17 protein-coding genes are annotated in these 22,256 nt (G+C 40.2%); 8 read left to right on the top strand and 9 right to left on the bottom strand.

The window, feature by feature from the left end; all coding sequences use genetic code 11:
* Positions 1-62 precede the first annotated feature (62 nt).
* On the bottom strand, positions 63-1,994 hold the full coding sequence (locus HQQ94_RS09100) for an acyltransferase family protein (protein ID WP_173294117.1): 1,932 nt from the start codon (positions 1,992-1,994) through the stop codon (positions 63-65).
* A 181-nt stretch (positions 1,995-2,175) separates the two neighbouring features.
* Positions 2,176-3,144, bottom strand: coding sequence for a reverse transcriptase domain-containing protein (locus HQQ94_RS09095; protein WP_309247280.1), 969 nt, complete (start codon positions 3,142-3,144; stop codon positions 2,176-2,178).
* Between the two features lie 98 nt (positions 3,145-3,242).
* Between HQQ94_RS09095 and HQQ94_RS09090 the strand changes: the two genes are divergently transcribed.
* Positions 3,243-4,130, top strand: coding sequence for an IS982 family transposase (locus tag HQQ94_RS09090; RefSeq protein ID WP_173294116.1), 888 nt, complete (start codon positions 3,243-3,245; stop codon positions 4,128-4,130).
* Here the strand turns inward: HQQ94_RS09090 and HQQ94_RS09085 are convergent.
* The 6 genes from HQQ94_RS09085 to HQQ94_RS09060 form a co-directional block, all read right to left on the bottom strand.
* Positions 4,127-4,441 (bottom strand): hypothetical protein, encoded by a 315-nt coding sequence (locus HQQ94_RS09085; protein ID WP_254304030.1) that lies wholly within the window; start codon positions 4,439-4,441, stop codon positions 4,127-4,129. The genes HQQ94_RS09090 and HQQ94_RS09085 overlap by 4 nt on opposite strands.
* A gap of 806 nt (positions 4,442-5,247) precedes the next feature.
* Positions 5,248-7,227: a BCCT family transporter gene (locus HQQ94_RS09080; RefSeq protein ID WP_173294115.1), complete on the bottom strand. Its 1,980-nt coding sequence runs from the start codon at positions 7,225-7,227 to the stop codon at positions 5,248-5,250.
* 496 nt (positions 7,228-7,723) lie between these two features.
* Positions 7,724-8,434 (bottom strand): phosphate signaling complex protein PhoU, encoded by a 711-nt coding sequence (gene phoU / locus HQQ94_RS09075; RefSeq protein ID WP_173294114.1) that lies wholly within the window; start codon positions 8,432-8,434, stop codon positions 7,724-7,726.
* A gap of 38 nt (positions 8,435-8,472) precedes the next feature.
* Complete coding sequence (gene pstB, locus HQQ94_RS09070; protein WP_173294113.1) at positions 8,473-9,291, bottom strand: phosphate ABC transporter ATP-binding protein PstB; 819 nt, start codon at positions 9,289-9,291, stop codon at positions 8,473-8,475.
* Between the two features lie 78 nt (positions 9,292-9,369).
* Positions 9,370-11,022 (bottom strand): phosphate ABC transporter permease PstA, encoded by a 1,653-nt coding sequence (gene pstA, locus HQQ94_RS09065; protein ID WP_173294112.1) that lies wholly within the window; start codon positions 11,020-11,022, stop codon positions 9,370-9,372.
* A 152-nt stretch (positions 11,023-11,174) separates the two neighbouring features.
* Positions 11,175-13,433: an ABC transporter permease subunit gene (locus HQQ94_RS09060; protein WP_173294111.1), complete on the bottom strand. Its 2,259-nt coding sequence runs from the start codon at positions 13,431-13,433 to the stop codon at positions 11,175-11,177.
* Between the two features lie 174 nt (positions 13,434-13,607).
* On the opposite strand from HQQ94_RS09060, the gene HQQ94_RS09055 reads away from it, so the two are divergent.
* The 5 genes from HQQ94_RS09055 to HQQ94_RS09035 all read left to right on the top strand — a co-directional run bounded on the left by HQQ94_RS09055 (position 13,608) and on the right by HQQ94_RS09035 (position 19,857).
* Positions 13,608-14,102, top strand: coding sequence for a glycine cleavage system protein R (locus HQQ94_RS09055; RefSeq protein WP_173294110.1), 495 nt, complete (start codon positions 13,608-13,610; stop codon positions 14,100-14,102).
* Positions 14,103-14,330: 228 nt separating this feature from the next.
* Positions 14,331-15,146, top strand: coding sequence for a DUF2797 domain-containing protein (locus HQQ94_RS09050; RefSeq protein ID WP_173294109.1), 816 nt, complete (start codon positions 14,331-14,333; stop codon positions 15,144-15,146).
* A 208-nt stretch (positions 15,147-15,354) separates the two neighbouring features.
* Positions 15,355-17,508: a TonB-dependent receptor gene (locus tag HQQ94_RS09045; protein WP_173294108.1), complete on the top strand. Its 2,154-nt coding sequence runs from the start codon at positions 15,355-15,357 to the stop codon at positions 17,506-17,508.
* Positions 17,509-17,968: 460 nt separating this feature from the next.
* On the top strand, positions 17,969-18,886 hold the full coding sequence (locus tag HQQ94_RS09040) for a triacylglycerol lipase (RefSeq protein WP_173294107.1): 918 nt from the start codon (positions 17,969-17,971) through the stop codon (positions 18,884-18,886).
* A 107-nt stretch (positions 18,887-18,993) separates the two neighbouring features.
* Positions 18,994-19,857 (top strand): lipase secretion chaperone, encoded by an 864-nt coding sequence (locus tag HQQ94_RS09035; protein ID WP_173294106.1) that lies wholly within the window; start codon positions 18,994-18,996, stop codon positions 19,855-19,857.
* A gap of 32 nt (positions 19,858-19,889) precedes the next feature.
* Here HQQ94_RS09035 and HQQ94_RS09030 read toward each other — a convergent pair whose 3' ends face one another.
* Positions 19,890-20,468, bottom strand: a complete 579-nt coding sequence (locus HQQ94_RS09030) for a DUF4136 domain-containing protein (RefSeq protein ID WP_217274018.1) — start codon at positions 20,466-20,468, stop codon at positions 19,890-19,892.
* Positions 20,469-20,742: 274 nt separating this feature from the next.
* Between HQQ94_RS09030 and HQQ94_RS09025 the strand changes: the two genes are divergently transcribed.
* Together HQQ94_RS09025 and HQQ94_RS09020 are read left to right on the top strand one after the other, a co-directional pair.
* The gene (locus HQQ94_RS09025; RefSeq protein ID WP_173294105.1) at positions 20,743-21,318 is read left to right on the top strand and encodes a DUF1415 domain-containing protein; all 576 of its coding nucleotides are present in this window, start codon (positions 20,743-20,745) and stop codon (positions 21,316-21,318) included.
* A 246-nt stretch (positions 21,319-21,564) separates the two neighbouring features.
* Positions 21,565-22,125 (top strand): CBS domain-containing protein, encoded by a 561-nt coding sequence (locus HQQ94_RS09020; protein ID WP_173294104.1) that lies wholly within the window; start codon positions 21,565-21,567, stop codon positions 22,123-22,125.
* Positions 22,126-22,256: the final 131 nt, after the last annotated feature.

The raw sequence follows: 22,256 nt of genomic DNA, 5'->3' as shown, positions 1-22,256 counted from the left end.
TGATAGTATAACAAGCTTCACCTTTAGCGAGAAAATTAATTACGCATCAGCACTCGCCCCAATTAAAGTGCCATTAACCAATTGACCTGCTCAATACGGGAGCCAAAAAACTTCGCCCCCGCAAGGGTATGGTGTCCATAATCATAAAAAAGCTTTTGATAACTCTCGGTGATCGCATAGCAGACTTCTTTGGTACTATCACATACATAATCCATCCGATCTAGCACCAGGATCTCTTTATATTTAGTGGTAATATCGTCAATTTGACTATTCAGTTGTTTTCTAAATTGATCGGGATCACGATGCTGAAACTGTTGAAAATGTTTTTGGTTTATTTTATGTATATCATTAACTGAAATATTTTCAGCACCCTCATTTTGCACTAATAAGTTAAATAAAAAATCGGCATAAGTGCGATGACCGAACTCTTCAAATTCATAGATGTTTTTAACCAAAGCTGTCTTCTTTCCATCTGCAGCCACGCGCTCAATCACCCGACCAAAGACATCTAAATCCATCGATTTGTACTGAGAAACAAACATTATCACATCTGCTAAACGATAATTGGGTGATTCAAAAAGGGTGTTATCTATATTTGAGATCTCAGAGCCAAAGCGCGCAACTTGAAACTGTGCCATCGTCTGCTCACTACTGGTTAATACATTAAACAGATCTTTAGAATGAGAATTACCGACAAGCAACAAACGCATTTTGGGATCAGCGGCATCAAACCATAAGGTTTTATCGAATACATTTTGATCTACGCCGTAATTATCATCGCCGCTAAGTTCCCTTAATTTACTCCAGCTATTGGCCCCTAGCTCTCGATTATCTGGCTGATAGTCACCAATATTAAAATTTGCATAAATATCACGCGATTTAAAGCCATCATTTAAGCTTAACATGCTGCCAAATGTAATAAAGAATAGGGTGATCACTCCAGAAAAAGTAAAAATAAACTGACGACTGTACGCGCGTTTATTACGTAATGGTTTCTCAATATAACGCCAACTTACATAGGCAAGTAACACTGTGACTAAGCATAAAGTCAGCATTAACCCAGTAGAGGGATCCGTAAAACTACGGTATTTTACGAAGGTAAAAATGGGTTGATGCCAAAGATAGGCACTATAACTGATTAAACCAATGCCAACAAAAAACTTCATACTCAATATGCGATTAACGAAAGTCCCCTCTTGGGCAAACACAATAATAAGCACTGTTCCCAAGGTCGGCACTAAAGCATATAAACTGGGAAAAGGGATGGTTTCATCATACGTCAATATCGCTAAGCAGATGAGACCCAATCCAGACAAACTCAAAACATTATTTAAGCCAAGGTAGGAGAGTTTAGGTGTATGGCGACTCAGATAAAAAGCGGCAAACACACCGATTAATAACTCCCATCCTCTTGTGGGTAATAAATAAAAAGAGGCTGTCGGCATATTATATGCCCCCCAATGACCCAAAGCTAAACTAAATACAAACACCAAAGCAAGGACGGTTAACATCCAAGTTTTCCCCATTCGCCACGCAAACATCAGAAACAAAGGGAAAAATATATAATATTGTTCCTCAACAGCCAAACTCCAGGTATGCAATAGCGGCTTCAGCTCAGCTGCTGTATCAAAATAATCACTTTCTAGCCAAAACAAAATATTTGATGAAAAAGTCGCAACGGCTACAATACTTTGCACAAAATCTTCCATGTCCGACGGCATAAGATAAAGCCAGGCGAAGGGAAAGCATGCCGCTATAACAAAAAACAGTACTGGTAAAATCCGTCTTGCCCTACGCTCATAGAAATTAACTAAGCTAAATCTGCCCTGCTCCATTTCTACCAATATAATACTGGTAATTAAATAGCCACTAATAACAAAAAAAACATCGACACCGACAAAGCCACCACTAAAGTGATGAAAGCCTGCGTGGAATGCTATAACGGGGATAACGGCCAAGGCTCGTAAGCCATCAATTTCCGGACGATATTTCACTATCAACCCTCTATTCTAGGATGTCCATATATGCTAAGTATAAGAGAGGTTTGAGGGCTTCGCTAACAATAGAATTCACAGCATAAATAACCCTGCTCACATATCGAGTAGGGTGAGGCGTTACCGCCTCATCCCTCTCACAGAACCGTACGTACGGACCTCGTATACGGCTCCTGCATACTTAACTCAGCTTTGCGCTGAACACATATCCCGTTTTTACATGTCCAAGATTCACTAACCCTGAGCTATCAAACCATTTATTGGGCAGCGCATAGTTTGCTAACGGAATCAGTGAGTTACGCCAACTGTTCATCTTGATTGATTTAAACGGGGGCTTATACCCCATCTGCTTCAACCGTCTGTGAAGTCGCTGTGGCGTTTTCCACAGCTTCAGTTGGACGCTCCTCAACCTACGCCTTAGCCAGCTTGCTATTTTCTCGAACTCCCTATTCGCATTCGCTATCCGAAAATACTGACTGAACCCTCTTAAAATAGGATTCACCGCTTTGATCACTTCGCTTAATGGCTTACCACCATTGCGCTTTGTCATCTGTTTTAGCTTCGATTTAAACCCTGCTAGTTTCTTCGGCTCGATACGTGTGTATCGACTACCTATCTCCACTCCTAAAAACTTCACACCTTCATTGCTGTCTGCTATGTGGGTTTTACGCGAGTTTACCTCAAGCTTTAACTCGACTTCCAGTATCTTCTTCGCCTGCTTGAGTGCATTTTCTGCCCCTGCTCGGCTGCGACATAAAATCAAGATATCGTCTGCGTAGCGCACTATTCTGTGACCCCGTTTTTTCATCTCTTGATCAAACGCATCCAGATAGATATTCGCTATCAGTGGGCTTATTACACCACCTTGCGGACTCCCTACTTCTGTCGCTTGCTTGTGCCCATCTACCATCACACCACTTTTCAAAAACTGAACGAGCAGCTTTAGCACGCTACCATCACTAACTCGCTTTTCGATGCTTGATAAGATTAGCCCGTGGTCTAATTTATCGAAATACTTTGACAAGTCCATATCCACTACATGTTTAAGCTCGTACCGACGCATAAACAATGTCGCTTTGTTGATCGCATCGTGACAACTTCGCCTTGGCCTATAGCCGTAGCTTGACGGGTGAAATTGCTCTTCAAAGATGGGGCTAAGTAACCTGAACTCGGGATAAAAAATTGAACTAACAACCCTCTTTGTGATCAGAGCTCTCGACCAAGATTAATCAATCACGCAGAGGGCATATGAATAATTTAGTGGATATATTTTGTGATGTCGATGATTTTTGTACTGTGTTTATTCCTCAATGGGAACAACAATGTCTAACCGATGGTACTCGCAAGCGTAAGCGCTCTGGCAGAATGGCTATGAGTGAAATTATGACTATTATCATACTCTTCCATATCTCTAATCATCGTGATTTCAAGAACTTTTATACTGGATATTTGGCTCGTTTCTACAAATCTGACTTTCCAAACTTACTCAGTTACACTCGATTTCTCGAGGTCATGCCTAGTGCCGTTATCCCAATGTGCAGTTATTTTTCTTCTTTAAAAAGCGAACCTACAGGCATCGAGTTCGTTGATTCAACGAGCATTAAAGTCTGTCATAATTTACGAATTCCAAGACATAAAACCTTATCAGCTCTCGCTAGCCGAGGAAAAGGTACGATGGGCTGGTTCTATGGTTTTAAACTTCATCTTATTGTGAACCATCAAGGTGGTATCGTTGCAGCCAAAATAACACCAGCGAATGTGCATGACACGAAACCAGTAAAAGAGATGGTCGTTGAATCAATGGATAAACTTTATGCGGATAAAGGATATATTGGAAAAGCGTTAGCAAGCGACCTATTAGAGAGTGGAGTGACTATCATTAATAACGTGCGTAAGGATATGAAAGAAAAAGCTTTATCGCTATGGGATAGAGCCATGCTTTCTAGACGATTTATTATCGAAACAATCAATGATCAGTTAAAAAACATCTCACAAATAGAACATACACGACACCGCAGTGTACATGGTTTCATGCTTAATGTGATAGGTGGTTTAGTGGCCTATCAACTCAAAGAGAATAAGCCACAACTCAATATTACATCAGCTGAATTCAATACGATTTCAGTGTTCCGTTAAACCGATCTGAGGTTAAGTAGATCGTTTAGGGTTTGTTGAACGACTCTATCCCTAATAGTTGGAATACCAAGCAATCTCACGCCGCCATCCTCTTTGGGGATCTCAACCCGCCTGACTGGCTGAGCTTGATATTGCTTAGTGCTGAGTTCATGAAGAAGTTGATCGAGGTTATCACTCAGATTTGAGGCGAAGTCGCTTAGGCTCTGCCTGTCTATGCCGGCCGCGCCTTTGGCTTTCCACACTCTTCTAAATCCTTTATACAGCTTCTCTTTACTCAGAAGTTGCCCGTATAAACTGTGATAAACTCGCATATTCCTCACTGATATGTGTGCTGTATGGGGACGGATATGACTTCCTCAAAGTCGGTCTATTTCACTTTGTTGCTTAGCGTTCTAGCGCAATGGCAATCTACTAAACAGTGACAAAACTACTCCCTTGTACAGTTTCTTAAGCCAGAGCCTTACTCCTAAGGTGACCAGTTCAAAAAGACTTCGATAGCGAATCGACTTGTGTACCTCTGAAAAAAAAACATCTGCTCATTACAGACTTAAAGCACGCTTCCTCCCTTCGCAATATTAAGCGCTTTTGGCAACTTAATACTCCACCAGACTTGATGCTGATGGTCAGCTTGGTTTTATCCTCCACACCATTACTGGGCTTCACAGGCCGAGCCTTACTCACTACTACGGATTCATCTGCCACCTCACACCAACATTTCCCTTGAGTCACCTCTTGGGATAATGCCTCCAGCCCTTATCACTGGAACTGATGCCAGGCTTCCCCAGTTACTGCACTGGCTCCCTATAAGGTATTCCACCCTCAAACACACTATTAGTCTGACTAAGTATTGGGCTTCGCGCTATTTTGCACGCTCACCCACCAATAGTGCCGAAACAGGTTACGGTTAGTTGTGTACACCTCACTTCCTATGGCTTCCTTCAGACCCTGCCGTTAGCCAGCAACGCCCTTGCCATTCGGATTATCTTCCCCTTAGTCAGGGTGATACAGGTTTCTTTCAACCTGCTGGGTTTGCCAGCTTCGCTGGGCAAACAAAAAAAGGTCCTAAAAATGATTTAGGACCTCTCATATATCTGATATTAATACGACAGAGACGGTATTAACTTCCCTCTTCACCTAAATATTCTGAGTTGGATAGGTGCAAGTAATGCAAATATTTTTCATACTGAGTCACGACATCTGCCAAGATCTGGTCTTGATTGAACCCCATCACATCATAATGTTGCCCACCATGCTCAAGAAATACCTCAACACGATAATATTCAGTGTCACCATCGTCAAGTTCACTCTCAATCGGATTGGTAATGGTAAAGGCACGTACACGTAAACCATAAGCAAAGTCATCATACTCTTCGTTAGCTATCACGAAACGAATACGGTTTTCAAAATGCATTAACTCTGCAGGGATCCCTTTACTAATAAAGCTGCTACACAATTTAGTCAAAGCTGGCGTGGCTACCTTATCAATAAAGTCTTGCGCATTTTTTTGACTAGGATGTGAAACAAGCACATCAATATGGTCCTCCCAATGTACATCTGTTTTGGTGAACTGCACACTGGTATTATGCAGCTGCACGCTATTTATCTTAAGCCAGTCATCTTTTAATGCCCTATATAAACCTAAACACATTAAGAGCATCACTAACAGAAATGGCAGTGCGCTTGCAATAGCAACGGTTTGTAGTGCTTGTAGCCCACCAGCAAGAAGCAGTACTGAGGCGACAACACCTTGAAGTAATGCCCAGAAAACACGTTGCCATACCGGCGCATTTTGATCCCCGCCTGATGTTAGGTTATCTATCACCAAAGAACCTGAATCAGATGATGTAACAAAGAAAGTGATCACTAAACACAACGCAATAGTCGACAGCACTGTTGAAAAAGGCATATGCTCAAAGAAGACAAATAGGGCAACTGACACATCCGATGATACCGCATCAGACAAATAGGTTGCACCATGATTCATTATCGCATCTATCGCTGTGTTACCAAATACTGTCATCCACAAAAAGGTAAATGCAGTAGGTACAAATAGCACACCAATAAGAAACTCTCTGATTGTTCGGCCACGTGACACTCTAGCAATAAAGGTTCCGACAAAAGGAGACCATGAGATCCACCACCCCCAATAAAGTAACGTCCATCCACCAATCCAATCATTTTTCTGCTCATAGGCATATAAGTTAAATGTTTTACCAACAATATCACTTAAATACCCACCTGTATTTTGCACGAATGCTTGTAACAGCTCGACTGTCGGACCAAAAAATAACACGCAAAGCAGCAATAAAATCGCTAAGCCTAAATTAAGTTCACTCAATTTTTTGACCCCTTTATCCAAACCAGAAAAAACGGATAAGGTGGCAATGAGCGAGATAACAATGATCAGTCCAACCTGAACATAAGCATTAACCGGCACTTCAAGCAAGTAATTAAGACCAGAATTGACCTGCAATACGCCAAAACCTAAAGAGGTCGCAACACCAAACATGGTGCCTAATACAGCAAAAGTATCAACCGTATGGCCAATAGGGCCATATATACGCTCACCGATTAACGGGTAAAGTGAACTCCGAGGAAGAAGTGGCAGCTTATGACGATACGAAAAATAGGCCAAACTTAAAGCCACCACCGCATAGATAGCCCAAGCATGGATCCCCCAATGAAAGAAGGTTATCTTCATGGCATCTTTAGCCGCTTGAATAGACTCTGGTGTCGCATCTGGCGGCGCGAGATAATGCATTACAGGCTCAGCCACACCGAAAAACATCAAACCAATGCCCATTCCCGCTGAAAATAACATGGCTATCCAGCTTTTATAGCTGTAGTCTGGTTCAGCATGATCAGGCCCTAATTTAATGTCCCCAAAACGGCTCATCATAATAAATACAATAAATATCAAAAAGATTGCTACACCTAAAATGTATAGCCACCCCGCTTTGAGCTCAAACCAGGATTGAGCAGATTGAAAGATGTCTTGTGTCTGTGTAGGCCATATGGCACCGACAATGACCATTAACACAATTAATGAAACAGAAGGGAAAAAAACAGGGGGGTTTATACTTGATTTTATCGACATACAACTCTCGTAAATTAACCAATAGCTGATATACCAAACAAGGTTTAGGTGCTAAACACCCATGACCTTCGTTTGAGTATGACTCACTCAACTACAAGATAATCCGGTCTGCATTGGACGGTGAGTCATCATATAAGTATCTGTATTAATATATTTTTATACTTATATCTGCGCCGGACATGATAATTTGTGAACACCTGTATAAGGCTATATACTCAGATTTTACACTAAGGTTATTGCTTGTTCTTTAAGACTAACACTTACGCTAATACGTTAATTAAAAAAGCAAAAACAACAAATTCCATTAAATAACGGCCAAATTACCAAGCCTAAAAATACTTGGCATGACGCTATTGAATACAATCTATCTATACACAAAGATAGACACACTATACAGGTATTTGATCTTAATTCTACTCCCTAACTTGAATGAAAAATCAGCAAAAGATAGATTTAACATCGGTAAAGTATTGATTAGATAGAAAGTTATACTTCATTACAAATTAAGGTTTTTCTCCATCTCTTCATAAGATATATGGCGAACATCTTTACCTTTTACGTAATAAATAATGTATTCACAGATATTTTGACAACGATCCCCAACACGCTCCACTGCACGTGCAGCCCAAAGCACATCCAATACTTCAGGAATAGAGCGAGGATCTGCCATCATATAAGTCATCAACTGACGAATGATCCCTTCGTATTCTTGATCTATTTTGACATCCTCTTTATGCAGTTCTAGCGCGACCTCCGCATCCATACGCGCTAATGCATCGAGGGTTGCATGCAACAGACGTGTCGCATGGCGGCCCATATTGTCGATACTAACTAACAACGGCTGTTGATTTTTAGAACGCTTATCCATGGCAGATTTAGCGATCCTCACACAAGCATCACCAATTCTTTCCAGATCCGTAATCGTTTTAGATATGGCAAGTACCAAACGCAAATCACTGGCCGTAGGCTGGCGTTTAGCGATAATGCGAGTACACTCTTCATCGATAGTCACCTCCATACCATTAACGACATGATCCCCCTCTATCACCTTCTGTGCCAGCTCTATATCTAATCCACTTAAAGCATCAAGAGATTGTTCAAGTTGACGCTCAACCAGTCCCCCCATCGCAAGTACGCGATTACGAATATCATCGAGTTCTGCATTAAACTGGCCTGAAATATGTTTATGTAAGTTCATATTTTCCATTGCGATTAACCTTTTCTAATTTTTAGCAAAAATGATACTTAACCGTAACGTCCGGTGATGTAATCTTCTGTCTGACGTTTTTTCGGGGTCGTAAAAATAGTATTGGTATCGGCATACTCGACCAACTCACCCATGTACATAAACGCGGTTTGATCTGAGACTCTAGCAGCCTGTTGCATGTTATGAGTCACGATAACCACAGTATATTTAGCTTTCAACTCGGTGATGAGTTCTTCAATCGTTAAGGTTGAAATAGGATCAAGCGCAGAGGTCGGCTCATCAAGTAGTAACACCTCAGGTTCAATCGCAATTGCTCTGGCTATTACTAAACGCTGCTGCTGGCCGCCTGAAAGACCAAAAGCATTATCATGCAACCTGTCTTTTACTTCATCCCAGATAGCCGCACCACGCAACGAAGACTCAGCCGCTTCATCCAACGCTCGTCGATTATTCACACCTTGCAAGCGCAAACCGTAAACCACATTCTCATAGATAGACTTTGGAAATGGATTAGGGCGTTGAAATACCATACCGACATTGCGTCTCAGTGCTGCAACATCCACCTTTTTGTCATAAATATTTTGACCATTTAATAAAATTTCACCACTTATCTTACAATTATCAACCAGATCGTTCATACGGTTAATGCACCTAAGCAAGGTTGATTTACCACAACCACTTGGTCCAATGAAAGCGGTGATCTGTTTTTTAGGTATCTTCATTGAGACATCAAAGAGAGCCTGTTTATCACCGTATTTAAGATCCAAATGACGGATCTCCAGTGCGACTTCTTCTTGGCTTAAATTATTGATATCTAATTGTTTCGTTCTCATGGCAGATTTATCTATCGAAATCATTTCATATCCTATACTTCGTCAAATTGGCTCACTTGATACTGACCATTTGAGGTAAACAAACACACGATAACTGTCCGTTTAATGTTCTAAAGAACGGTATTTTTCACGTAGGTAATTTCGTACGCCAATGGCTGTCAGGTTTAATGACACGATAACTGAAACCAGTAAAAAAGAAGTGGCGTAAACTAAGGGCCTTGCCGCCTCAACATTGGGGCTCTGAAAGCCAACATCATAAATATGGAACCCTAAGTGCATAAATTTACGTTCTAAATGCACAAAGGGAAAATTCATGTCTATAGGCAGAGTCGGGGCTAACTTCACCACACCGACAAGCATTAAGGGAGCGACTTCACCTGCTGCACGAGCTACCGCAAGAATGAGTCCAGTCATAATAGCAGGGCTTGCCATCGGAATAACAATACGCCATAAGGTCTCCGCCTTCGTTGCACCTAAAGCCAAGCTACCTTGACGGACGGCACTTGGGATACGACTCAGCCCTTCTTCCGTTGATACGATCACCACAGGTAAGGTTAATATTGCTAACGTTAATGCAGACCAAATCACGCCTGGTGAGCCAAATGTCGGTGCAGGGAGCGCTTCAGGGTAAAAGAGCTGATCAATCGTGCCACCAAACATATAGACGAAGAAACCTAGCCCAAACACACCGTAAACGATGGAAGGGACACCCGCTAAGTTGATCACCGCAATACGGATCATCTTAGTGACAATTCCCTTTTTTGCATATTCATGAAGATAAACAGCCGCAACAACCCCAAATGGGGTCACAATCACTGCCATCAACATCACCATAAAGACAGTACCAAAAATAGCAGGGAACACACCACCTTCTGTATTGGCTTCACGTGGATCATCACTCACAAAACGGCCTATTGCGACGAACCAATGCGCCAATTTATTCATCAGTCCCATGCGATTAGAATAAGTAACGTCAAGAATAGAATCCAATTTTAACGCCACTTCAATGCCACGCATATCTTTAACAATAACCGTATCTCGACCCGCTTGAGATCTTAAGAAGAAAAACCGTTTTTCTAACACTTGATAATCGCTCTCCAGCTTGCTTCTCTGGGACGCTAATTCATGTTTTCGAGCATCGGTCAACGTATTATCCAATTCGTCCCTACGCTCTTTCAGTCGTAATTTTTCAAGCGCATAATTAATTGAATTAATCTCACTTTTTTGTAACTTAACGGCTTCATCATTTAATTCAACTGCACGGTCAATATGGGATTGCAGCGACGTTTCAAAATCATTAAGCACAAGACGATCACCTTGCTCAATAACAGCAAGCGGATATCCATAAAAATCACCGTTTTTACTGCGTTCTATAACGGCAATATTGTCAGGTTTGGTGCGAGAAATGATATCTGTCGCTAACACCCAACGAAAATCTAAATCAACAAACTCTCGATTCCCCGTTTTAATAAGATAGCGCTTAACGGTTTCACCTTGCGGCAGTTTAAATTTATGCCCCGCGGCAAGCAGACGTTCTGTTGGCACCTCCTCACTATCATAAATTTCGCCAATTAGCGTGTATTGTTCGCTATGCTGGTCATTTAACACCCATTGGTATATCTCTGCTGGCCAAAAATAACTCAAACCTCGCCAAGCAATCATCAGTAGTAAACCAAGAACGGCAATCAAACTAATACTGACAGCTCCACCTGTCATCCAAATCCAGGGAGAACCGGATTTAAACCATTTACCCATGTTTTCTACTCCCTGAAGTATTAGCACACTCAAGCATACTCAATACCCAAGATAAATCGCATTTATCCATGCCCATGACTTCTATCCTTTAACGCTATACTTTGAAAGCTCAATGCTGAAAAAAACATACTAAACCCATATTCATCGCTATCTTAAAGCGAACTGTAACGTTCACGAAGACGCTGTCTTACGATCTCCGCGATAGTATTAAAGAAGAAAGTAAAGATAAACAGAACAAATGCAGCTAGAAAAAGCACGCGATAATGTGAACTACCAATGGCAGATTCTGGCATTTCAACGGCAATATTCGCTGCTAAGGTTCTCATACCTTCGAATACACTCCATTCCATAATAGCGGTATTGCCTGTTGCCATAAGCACGATCATGGTTTCACCGACAGCTCGCCCTAATCCCATCATCACGGCAGAGAAAATACCTGGACTTGCGGTTAACAGCACCACTCGAATCAAGGTTTGCCAGTTGGTTGCACCTAATGCCAAACTGCCATTCGAAAGGTGACGTGGAACAGAGAACACCGCATCTTCAGCGATAGAGAAAATGGTGGGTATAACAGCAAAACCCATGGCAATTCCAACCACAAGGGCATTGCGTTGATCAAATGTGATCCCAAGTTCATTGGTAATAAACATGCGTGAATCACCATTGAAAAAGAAGCTTTCGATAGCAGGACTCATCCAAAAAGAAAACCAACCGACAAAAACAATGATAGGAATGAGCATCAGCTCTTGGTAAGTGTCAGGTAAACAATGTTTCCACCTATCTGGTAGGTTGTGCCATAAAAAGGCACTCAGCAGAATCGAAACTGGCAGTAAAATCAGCAGAAGTAAGATCCCCGGCAGATTGTCTTCAATCAGAGGAGCCAGCCACAATCCGGCCAAGAAGCCTAAAATAACGGTGGGCAGCGCTTCCATAATCTCAATGGTTGGTTTAACCACCGATCGCACCTTAGGTGACATGAAGTAGGCGGTGTATATTGCACCTGCAACCGACAAAGGCGTTGCAAACAACATGGCATAGAGGGCCGCTTTCATCGTACCGAACGCCAATGGCATTAAACTTAACTTTGCTTCGAAATCATCCGACCCCGAGGTGGACTGCCACACATACTTAGGCTCTGGATACCCTTCATACCAGACTTTATTCCACATCGCACTCCACGAAACCTCGGGATGTTGATTTTCTACACTGAAAAGATGTAACTTATGCCCAGCCTCGACAACCAGTGCGTTAGCACGGGGGCTAAAACCTATTTGACTGGGATTGCTCAGGTTAAATTGCCCAGAAAATAGCTTACGTTGACTCGTTGTATAAAATAGAGAAAGTTCACCTTTGTCACTGATTGTCACAAAGCTTTTACGATAAAACTCACTGCCAACACTGGCGAGCGACTCAAGCTTATCAAAGCTCCTTATCTCTTGATACTGACGTCCCTTCTCACCATTAACCTGAAAGTATTGCACAACGGATCCAGAATCATAACTCACCAGTATCGAGCTTGCACCAGCAAGTAAATTCACCTCTTTAACTTGAGTTTTAGCAAGTTCAAGTTCCAGTACTTGCATTAACTGAGTATTTTCAGCATCTCGAATATCGTAAATAAACAGCTTATCATCACTTCTTAAAATAAGCTGACGTTGATCCGGCGTCATCAATTGCTGCTGCACATTTAAAGGGGCTTCCGAAATTATCCCCGTTGACAAAACCCATTCGACCTCTTCGGTCATCATGTTCTCCTCGCCTTCTTGGCGAGTCAAATGCCAAACATTATCATCATCTTGATAAACAAAACTCATCATGTCACTGCTATAACCGAAAACGATGTGATGGAGTGCAGAACCATTTTTATCAATAGTTAATGCGCTTTTACCCGCAGGAAAACGAATGTCTGGTGTGATCACACGCTTATCGTCTGGGTAGGTTAGTCCAAAATTCATTTCTGCTAACAACAGCTGACCATTATCAAGGCCAAGTACAAACCTCTGCTCACTCGGTGCTGACACTGAACTACTTGAAACCTGAGTGCCAGCAGGCAAACTTAATCGATTTCGCTCAATTACTTTACCTGTTTTGACACTGTAAAAATCCACTTGCCCGGTATCTGATACGCGATAAATGAGTTCATTTTGTTCATCACTGCCCACCATCAAGGCTGGTGTAGCATCATTAAACACATCTACATTCATGACAGGACTAACTTCAGCACCATCAAAAATAGGTTTAACCACATATAAAAGATAAAAAAAGATCAATAACAGGGCAACAAAAACCATCGCTCCCCCTAGAGTAACGCCCACCTCAGTGACCTTATCCATTATTGCTCTACGGCTAGCTCCTTTGCCTAAACATAGATCTTTAGCCTTGGGATCAGGTTTTATCGCCTGAATGTCCATTAAAACCTCGTTAATTAATTATCGGTAGACTTTTCGCTGGGATTGTTACGACTGCTATGCTAACAATAGTTAATCCTTTAATTCTGGTGCGTTGCATTATATGACGCAAAGATGACACTAATGTTACAGTGCTTTAAGCCAGAGATAATAATTAATCATAGGAGTTAAATTAGCATGCTACGATACTTAATTACCCTTCAAGTACCGGATAAAAAAGGCCTCGTCGAACAACTCGCACATACTGTGAGCCGCCATGGAGGAAACTGGCTAGACTCAGAGCTTCGCCATATCGATGGCATTTTTGCCGCAATCTTATTACTTGAGGTCCCAACATCAAATTGGGATGCATTAATCGAAAATTTTGAGTGTATTGAAGGTTTAAGTTTAACTTATGCTAAAACCAGCAAAAAACCTCTACTACCAGCACATAAAAGCTACTCTTTAGTGGCTTATGATAGACCTGGTTTAGTTCATGATATTTCAAATAAAATTAGCGCGCTGGGTATTAACATTGAACACTTTAGCACTCAATATGAGAGTGCAGGGCATTCTGGTATCGCATTATTTCGGGCAACTTTTAATGTCGACATGAAAAGTGATGATCAAGAAGAACTCCTCAGCCAAGCACTCTATGCCATAGGTAATGATATTGTCCTAGATAGGATTTGATTACATGGAGATAAAAAGAGAGTGACGGCTCTCTTTTTATGCAAAAAAATCCTCTGTGACGGTCTTTAATATCAACAACCAGAATCGCTTATTTAAAATCAATCAAGAATCACATCAACAATCTGGTAGACTACCTAAAACAACAAAAAAACACTGTCATGCCGAGATCCTATCTCCCTCTTTTAGAGCAAAAACGCACTGACTAACAACCCAGCCTAGGAATACCTAATGTTAGGATTGATAAAAAAAATGCGTGCCACACTGGATGATAACCAGCAGGTACAATACCAACTTCCAATTGGTGATAATCTTGTCGAAATGAACCCACTCATTGGCACAAGGGTGACCTTAACTCATACAGGTAAAATTTGCTGTAGTCACTGTGGCAAACGCACGAAAAAAAGTTACTCTCAAGGCCACTGCTTCGTGTGTATGAAGAAACTTGCAAGCTGTGATATGTGCATCATGAAGCCTGAAATCTGTCACTTTGCACAAGGTACCTGTCGTGAACCTGAGTGGGGAAAAGCAAACTGTTTTGTTCCACACTATGTTTACCTTTCCAATACTTCTGGACTCAAAGTAGGCATTACTCGTCACACTCAGCTACCGACTCGTTGGATTGATCAAGGGGCTACTCAAGGTCTGCCAATGTTGAAAGTATCAACCAGACAAATTTCCGGCCTTGTCGAAGTTGAATTAGCTAAAATGATTGCTGATAAAACTAACTGGCGCACCATGCTTAAAGGTAATGCCCAAGGAATCGATCTAAAAGCAAAAGCCGCTGAACTTCTCCCTGAAGTTGAAAGTAAGATACATGAAATTTGCATGGCTCATGGTGACTATGCCATCGAGAAATTAGATGCTGAAATACAAGACATTCATTTCCCTGTGACTGAGTTTCCAACCAAAATCAGCTCACATAATTTCGATAAAGAACCTGTAGTGAGTGGACTATTACTCGGCATTAAAGGTCAGTATTTAATCTTTGATACTGGCGTAATTAACTTACGGAAATTTACCTCTTATGAAATCAGTCTTCATTGAACACAGCTTTATTGTCAAATAAATAACCAATAGGAAGTGGTTCTTCAAAAAACACTTCCTTTAAATCAATCCAATAGCCGTCAATCACAACGCAATTAACACGAACAAAACACAAAACAAACAAAAATAAAACAGAAGTAAATAAGCTGAGAAAAGAATTGGCAATAGGTATCATTCTCATTAAATTAATGACACTTTAGGACCATTCATGTTACTTAACTTAAATAAGACTGCTATTGCAACACATTGCGCATTGTTTTTTGCCACTTTACCCTCATTTTACTCCATCGCCGATCCTTTGAAAAATCCCCCAAGCAATGACACATCACTGGAGCGTATGATAGTCACAGGAAGTCGTTCAGTAGAGCGAATTGAAGGGGTGCCTTCATCGGTTACCTTGATTAATAAAAAAATGCTCGAACAAGATAGGTTAATGACTTCTGAACTGCAGAATCTACTCGCATTTCGAGTACCAGGTTTAGCACCGAGTACAGGCACCTCAAGCAACTCAGGTCAGACACTTCGGGGCCGTAAAGCCCTTGTGATGATAGATGGTGTACCTCAGTCCACACCATTAAGAAATGGTCAATTAGGCATTAGCTCTATCGATGTAGGAGTGATTGAACGTATTGAAGTGATCAAAGGTGCCACCTCAATCTATGGCAATGGCGCATCTGGTGGGATCATTAACTACATAACCAAACAAGCAAGCAATAATAAAGCGCAAGTGCAAATTGATGCATCAAGTAAATTCAGTGCAGTAAAATTCGATAATAGCTCAGGTTACCGATTTAATGGCTCGGTAAACGGTACTTTAAAAAATGTTAGTTATGTGCTCAGTTCCATTACTGCTGAAACAGGGTTAGAGAGAGATGCCGAAGGAGATATTATCGGCCTAAAATATGGGTTATCAGAAATGAAATCTCAAAATCTGTTCACCAAATTAGGTTATACATTTGATAATGATAAATATCTGCAATTAACCTATAACTACTATGAAGCTCAACAAGATACTGATCTTATCGATGTGGTTGGCAGCGTCAATTCAGGTATCAAAACCTATGCCGTCAAGAACATCACGGGAATAGAGAAAAAAGGTGTACCTCAAGGACCTCGTGGCAACCATAATCTGATGCTAAAATATACCGATGATGAGGTATTTAGTCACACTCAACTCACTATCGATGGCTATATGCAAAAAATAGAAAATATGTTTTTCTTCTCAACCGCTTTAGCAAATCCAAGTGAAGGTTACCAAGGTGGGCAATCATTTATCAAGTCTGAAAAAAAAGGATTAAGAGCCAACCTCACTACTCAATTCGACTGGGATAACATCGAAGCAACCTTTATCTATGGTACCGATGCACTTAATGACGTGAGTTCACAGCCGCTAGCTGATGGTCGGATTTGGGTTCCTGAGATGGATATGCGTAATTTAGCGGCATATTTACAAACTAAATTAGTCATCAATGATGATTGGATACTCAAAGCTGGGATCCGCCAAGACAGTATCCATGTAAACGTCGATGATTATCAGACAATTAAAGTGTGCCGCACCCCCGTAAAATGTTCGATACCTATGGACGTGAAAGGTGGTGAGATCAATGATAAGTCAACCACTTATAACATCGGATTAAGATACAATATACATGATTCATTTAGCCCATTTGTGAGCTTCTCTCAAGGTTCAGATATATCTGACTTAGGCGATTTATTGCGTTTAGCAACAGTCAATGACATTACTTTAATCCGTACTGAAGCCTCTATTGTCGATAATTATGAGATAGGTGCCTCTGGCCAAATTAACGATTTAGGTTACGAAATAGCAGCCTATCGCAGTACATCTGAATTAGGCACTAGCAACGAATACAATGAAGTAACTGGTGTATATCAACCAGTAAGAGCCCCACAAAAAATCTGGGGGTATGAAGCTCAACTTAATTATCAACTACTTAATAATGTAAAGACAGGACTTAGCTACAGTTGGATGGAAGGAAAAGACACTGATAAAGACACTTATTTAGAGAACAGAATCATATCAGCACCTAAATTTACCGCCTTCGTCAATTGGCAACCTCTCGATGAGGCTAATATCGCTATCAACTATATGCATGTCGGTAAGAGAAAACGTTTCGAGCCCATCGATGGTAACTATATCGGCACACAAGGGCCCGTTAATAGCTATAACTTAATCAATCTATCCGCTAGCTACCAGCTCAATAACTGGCAGCTTTCACTCGGGATTGAGAACTTGCTCAATGAAGACTATTTTTCTGCTCGCTCTCAAGCTTATACTTTCGATGGTTATAATACTAAAGGACTAGGCACTACGGTAAATTTAGGTATCAAGGTCAGCTTCTAGTTTCATAAGAACATCATTAGGGTAAATCTTGCCCTAGGGCTCATCTCAATGACTGTATTGCGGGCTTTTTACTAACCCATTAACCCCCTTTTACACTAAATCCATTGAGATTGAGCAAAATGTAAGCTCGAAAGATAAACAGACCCTAATCAAATCCCACAAAACATCCCATCTCATTAGTGAGATTAAATCATCAACACAAGAATAAACTGACATTATTTTTATTAACATAAAATAAACCTTTCACACTAAGGCTTATATTAAACAAAACCTAAAATAACTGATATTGTTTACTTTTTTCTCTGCATTATGTTTAAAACATATTTAAAAAACATTGACAGCCTATTGCTTAAAAAAAATAACCATTGCGATATAATTAATATTAAGTTAACAATAATGAAATAGTAATGTCACAAAAATAAGATGTACAACCTATAACAACACCGAACTAGGGAGTTTTATGAAAACATGGCTTAATATTATTTCACTTATTTTACTCAGCTTATTTTACCCTACTCAATCTCATGCTGCAGCAACTCAATATCCTGTCATACTTATCCATGGATTTATGGGATTTGATGACGCATTCGGAATCGATTATTTTTATGGGATCCCTGAGGCACTTAGCAACCAAGGTGTACAAGTTTTTGTAGCTCGAGTGTCACCCGTTAACACAACTGAGATACGGGGTGAGCAGCTACGTCTATATGTACAATCTGTACTGGCTTATACAGGGGCCGAAAAAGTTAACCTAATAGGACACAGTCATGGAGGACCAACAGCACGTTACGTGGCTAGCGTTAGTCCCGAAATCGTCGCATCAGTCACATCCATTGGTGGCGTTAACTGGGGAAGTCGATTTGCCGACTTTCTCATGGAAAAGATCCCTGTTGACTCTGCGCTAGCTTGGGTACTCAACAATGCATTTAATACGTTATCTGAAATCATCACGCGTGTATCTGGTGGTGGCCAATACCCCACTGGCACATTAGCCTCTACCGCATCATTGACAACCCAAGGTTCGATTATATTTAATCAAAAATACCCTGAGGGCATACCTGAATATTATTGTGGTTATGGTTCGGAAAAAGCCAGCAACGGGGTGAGTTACTACTCTTGGTCAGGTACAAGCCAAAACACACACGTATTGGATCCTAGTGATGTCGCATTTAACGTTATCAGTAGACTATTTGATGAACCTAACGATGGTCTCGTATCAAGCTGTAGCTCACACTTAGGGAAAGTACTTAGTGACAACTACAATATGAATCACCTAGATCAAATAAATCAAATGTTTGGATTGGTCAGCTGGAGTGAAACCAACCCAAAAATCTTGTTTAAAGAACATATTAATCTTCTCGCAAATAATGGCTTTTAATCATGCTTCCCAAAAGGGAAAATAAAATACATTTGCGCTTCGCAATAATGAATATACTGCTTTTAAGCCTAATATTCATTATTGTCATAGAACCCATGGATCTCTATATGCAACAGTCATTTTTTAAAAATGATGAACCATATAATAACAACCTAGTTGCTTTACCTACCGAGAACGATATTGTCATAATACCTCCTGAAAATATCATTGACATTGAGTTAACACAACTGAATATCGACCTCGAACTAAGGTGGCAATTTGATAAAATCATTCATGCCTATCAAGAAACCCAACAATCGATATTATCACTGCTAAACATTCTCGCTAAGCAGCTTGAATTAACTTCTGCTTCTCATAAACAGTTATTGGATCTTTTTTATCGATATCAAGATTACAAAATAGCCTTAGTTGCGATAAAACAACAAGGACCTAACTTGCTTAATCAACTTGATATTGATGACGTCCTGACTTTCATAGAACTTGCCCATCACACTCAGTTTGATTATTTTTCTGAAATTGAAATAGATGCTTTTTTTTCAAATGAAAATACATATGATAATCAAGCCATTGAAAGAATGTCTATCCTCCAAGATAATACGCTTTCTCGCGCTCAAAAAAACAGTCTGATTGCACATCAAATCAGTCAAATGAACGAACAAGACAGGCAAGTGTATGAACCTAGTTTACACGTCTTTAATATCTTCGATAGTTTTGAAGATAAAAACAGTATTATCAATGATTTCAAACCTGATGTCATGGAGCGAATTACCCACTTAAGGAAAGATGAATTAACGTGGAGAAACAGGGTAATTAAATTCCAAAAATTTCAAATGGAGAGCAACAATAAACACATGAGTAAAACACAAATTAAAGATCTTATAACACATTATCGCAATCAACACTTTAGTCAAAATGAACGTAAACGATTACAAGTATTCATTGATAACCCCACTCTATTTGATGACCGTTAACACTTGGTGTTAATGGTGCTAAGAGCTCAAAATCAAATCGCTGGCACCGAAGTTAACATAGCAGAAATAAACTCATCAAAATGTTGTTGACGTACCGCTCCATCTCTTTCAAAATCAGTAAAACCTTGAGCTAATGCACGCCAAATGGGCTTTGAATCATTAGGATTAAACAACGCCACCAACACAGAACCTTTCTCATACTGCTTCATATCAATACCCACAGTAGATAAACCAGGGACGACGCCTGTTTTACTTAAAATCTCGTCATCACTCATTTCAGAGCTCAGTGCTAAGCCAAACCCTAGCATAAAATCTGGCGAGTCATCATAAGATACGAGCTGGTACCCTTTAAGTTCCATTGCTTTTTTCAAAGACTGCTGCATATTAACAATGACTTTATCATGCTCGATCCTATCATTTACGACTACTTTAGCCAGTGTTGGATGCCAAGCAAAAGTGGCGGTATCAGCCGATATAAAACGAAGTTCACCTGTGACAACCATTGCCGTTCGAAATTGACTATGCTCAATCAATTTCGATGTACTACAGGAACTTAATGTAACAACAAGCAGTAAGAAACACATTTTTTTGATCACTATCAAACGCTCCATTTTATTATTTCCCCCATACTAATTAAAGTAAGGTTAACCTAAGCTGACTCATTAGACAGTCATTCTTTAGACGGATAAAAACAGTTTGTCAAAAACGACGCTGAATCAATCACGTTATGGTATTGATTAATATTACTGCAGGGTCAAATTAAAACGTCAATTAACATGGCCACGATACTCTTGCTTGTTACAAACATCCCCCTTATGATCGCTGCTTACATCAAGACTTTTCGATCTTATTTAGAAAAACGGCATCGATATAAGGCTGGTACACATGACACACAAAGAGCAAAACACAGAGCTACAAATCATTGCAACTCACACCCAAAACTGGGTCGAACGTGTAATTATGAAATACAATATCTGCCCTTTTGCACGCCGTGAAGTAGAACGCCGTAGCATTCGCTATGCCGTTACCGATGAATCTAAAACACACAATGTACTCGAAGCATTCATCAAAGAATGCCAGTACTTAGATGAAAACCAAGATGTTGAGACGACATTATTGATTATTCCACGAGGATTTGAAGGTTTTTATTCTTATTTAGACCTTGTTGATATAGCCAATGACTTACTGGTTGAACAACATTACGAAGGGGTCTATCAGCTTGCCAGTTTCCATCCTGATTATTGTTTCGAGGGTGAGCCTATGGATGAGCCCTCTAACTACACTAACCGCTCACCCTACCCGACTTTACACATTATTCGCGAATTGAGCATGGAATTAACCTTAGCTAATTATGATGATCCTGAATCGATCCCTGAGCGTAATATTGCTTTTACACAGAAAAAGGGCAGTTCATTTTTTGCTAAAATATTAGCAAGCTGTATGGGAAAAGCATCTCACTAAAGATGGTTAACATTTGATTCCATTTTATTATACATAAATTAATTGTCATTAATGTGATTGACTCACTGACTTTAACTGCATTAACTTGATAGGTGTACAGGCGACTTCTGCAACCCGATACTCGATGGCACTTTCACCTAACAGCTAATTTTACTGACAATCAATTTAGCCACTCGTATCACAGAAGTAACTGACCTCTTCTATAAGGTCTATGCCTTAATCTTCGCAGTTTAAGGAACAACAGTAATGAGAAACTTAGAACTTTTCAGCACAGCCACTGTCGATCATTTACTTTGGTCAACAGATGAAGACATAACTCAACTTAATTCACCCGCTTTATCTATATTTACCGACTTTGATCATTCTCAACCTATGGTAATCGATTCTGCTACCAGTGCAGTAAAAACATCAGAAATCATGGAAAAAACGCACGCATTCATGCGATTAGTGGTTGATGGTAGTAATAAATTTTTAGGTGTGATAACCAAACACCAGCTATTACATCGTAAAATGGTTAAAATGGCCAACAAATTCAACAGTAACTTAGATGAAATTCTTGTCACTGACATGATGATCCCTAGAGAAGCATTGTTATCATTAGATTATGAGCAACTTACATCAGCAAAAGTCAGTGATGTTGTACGGTCATTACAAGAAAATGGATTACATCATATTTTAGTCATCGATCATCAACAGCACCATATTAGGGGCTTAATTGCTGCTAACGATGTAGCTCGTAAACTTAAAGTCCCTATTAATATTGAACAGCCTCCTTCATTTATGCATATTTTCAAGGCTGCAATTTAATCCATATCATATAAAGCAAAAAACACTCATTTGTGTTTTTTGCTTCTGGATCTTACACCAGTAAAATCGTATTACTTTTCCACTGCTTCTTTCTCTCATGTACTACCAACATTCATAATCAATAGCTTAAG

The organism is Shewanella sp. VB17 (assembly GCF_013248905.1).
GTDB lineage: Bacteria > Pseudomonadota > Gammaproteobacteria > Enterobacterales > Shewanellaceae > Shewanella.
This window is presented reverse-complemented; position numbering and strand designations above follow the sequence as displayed.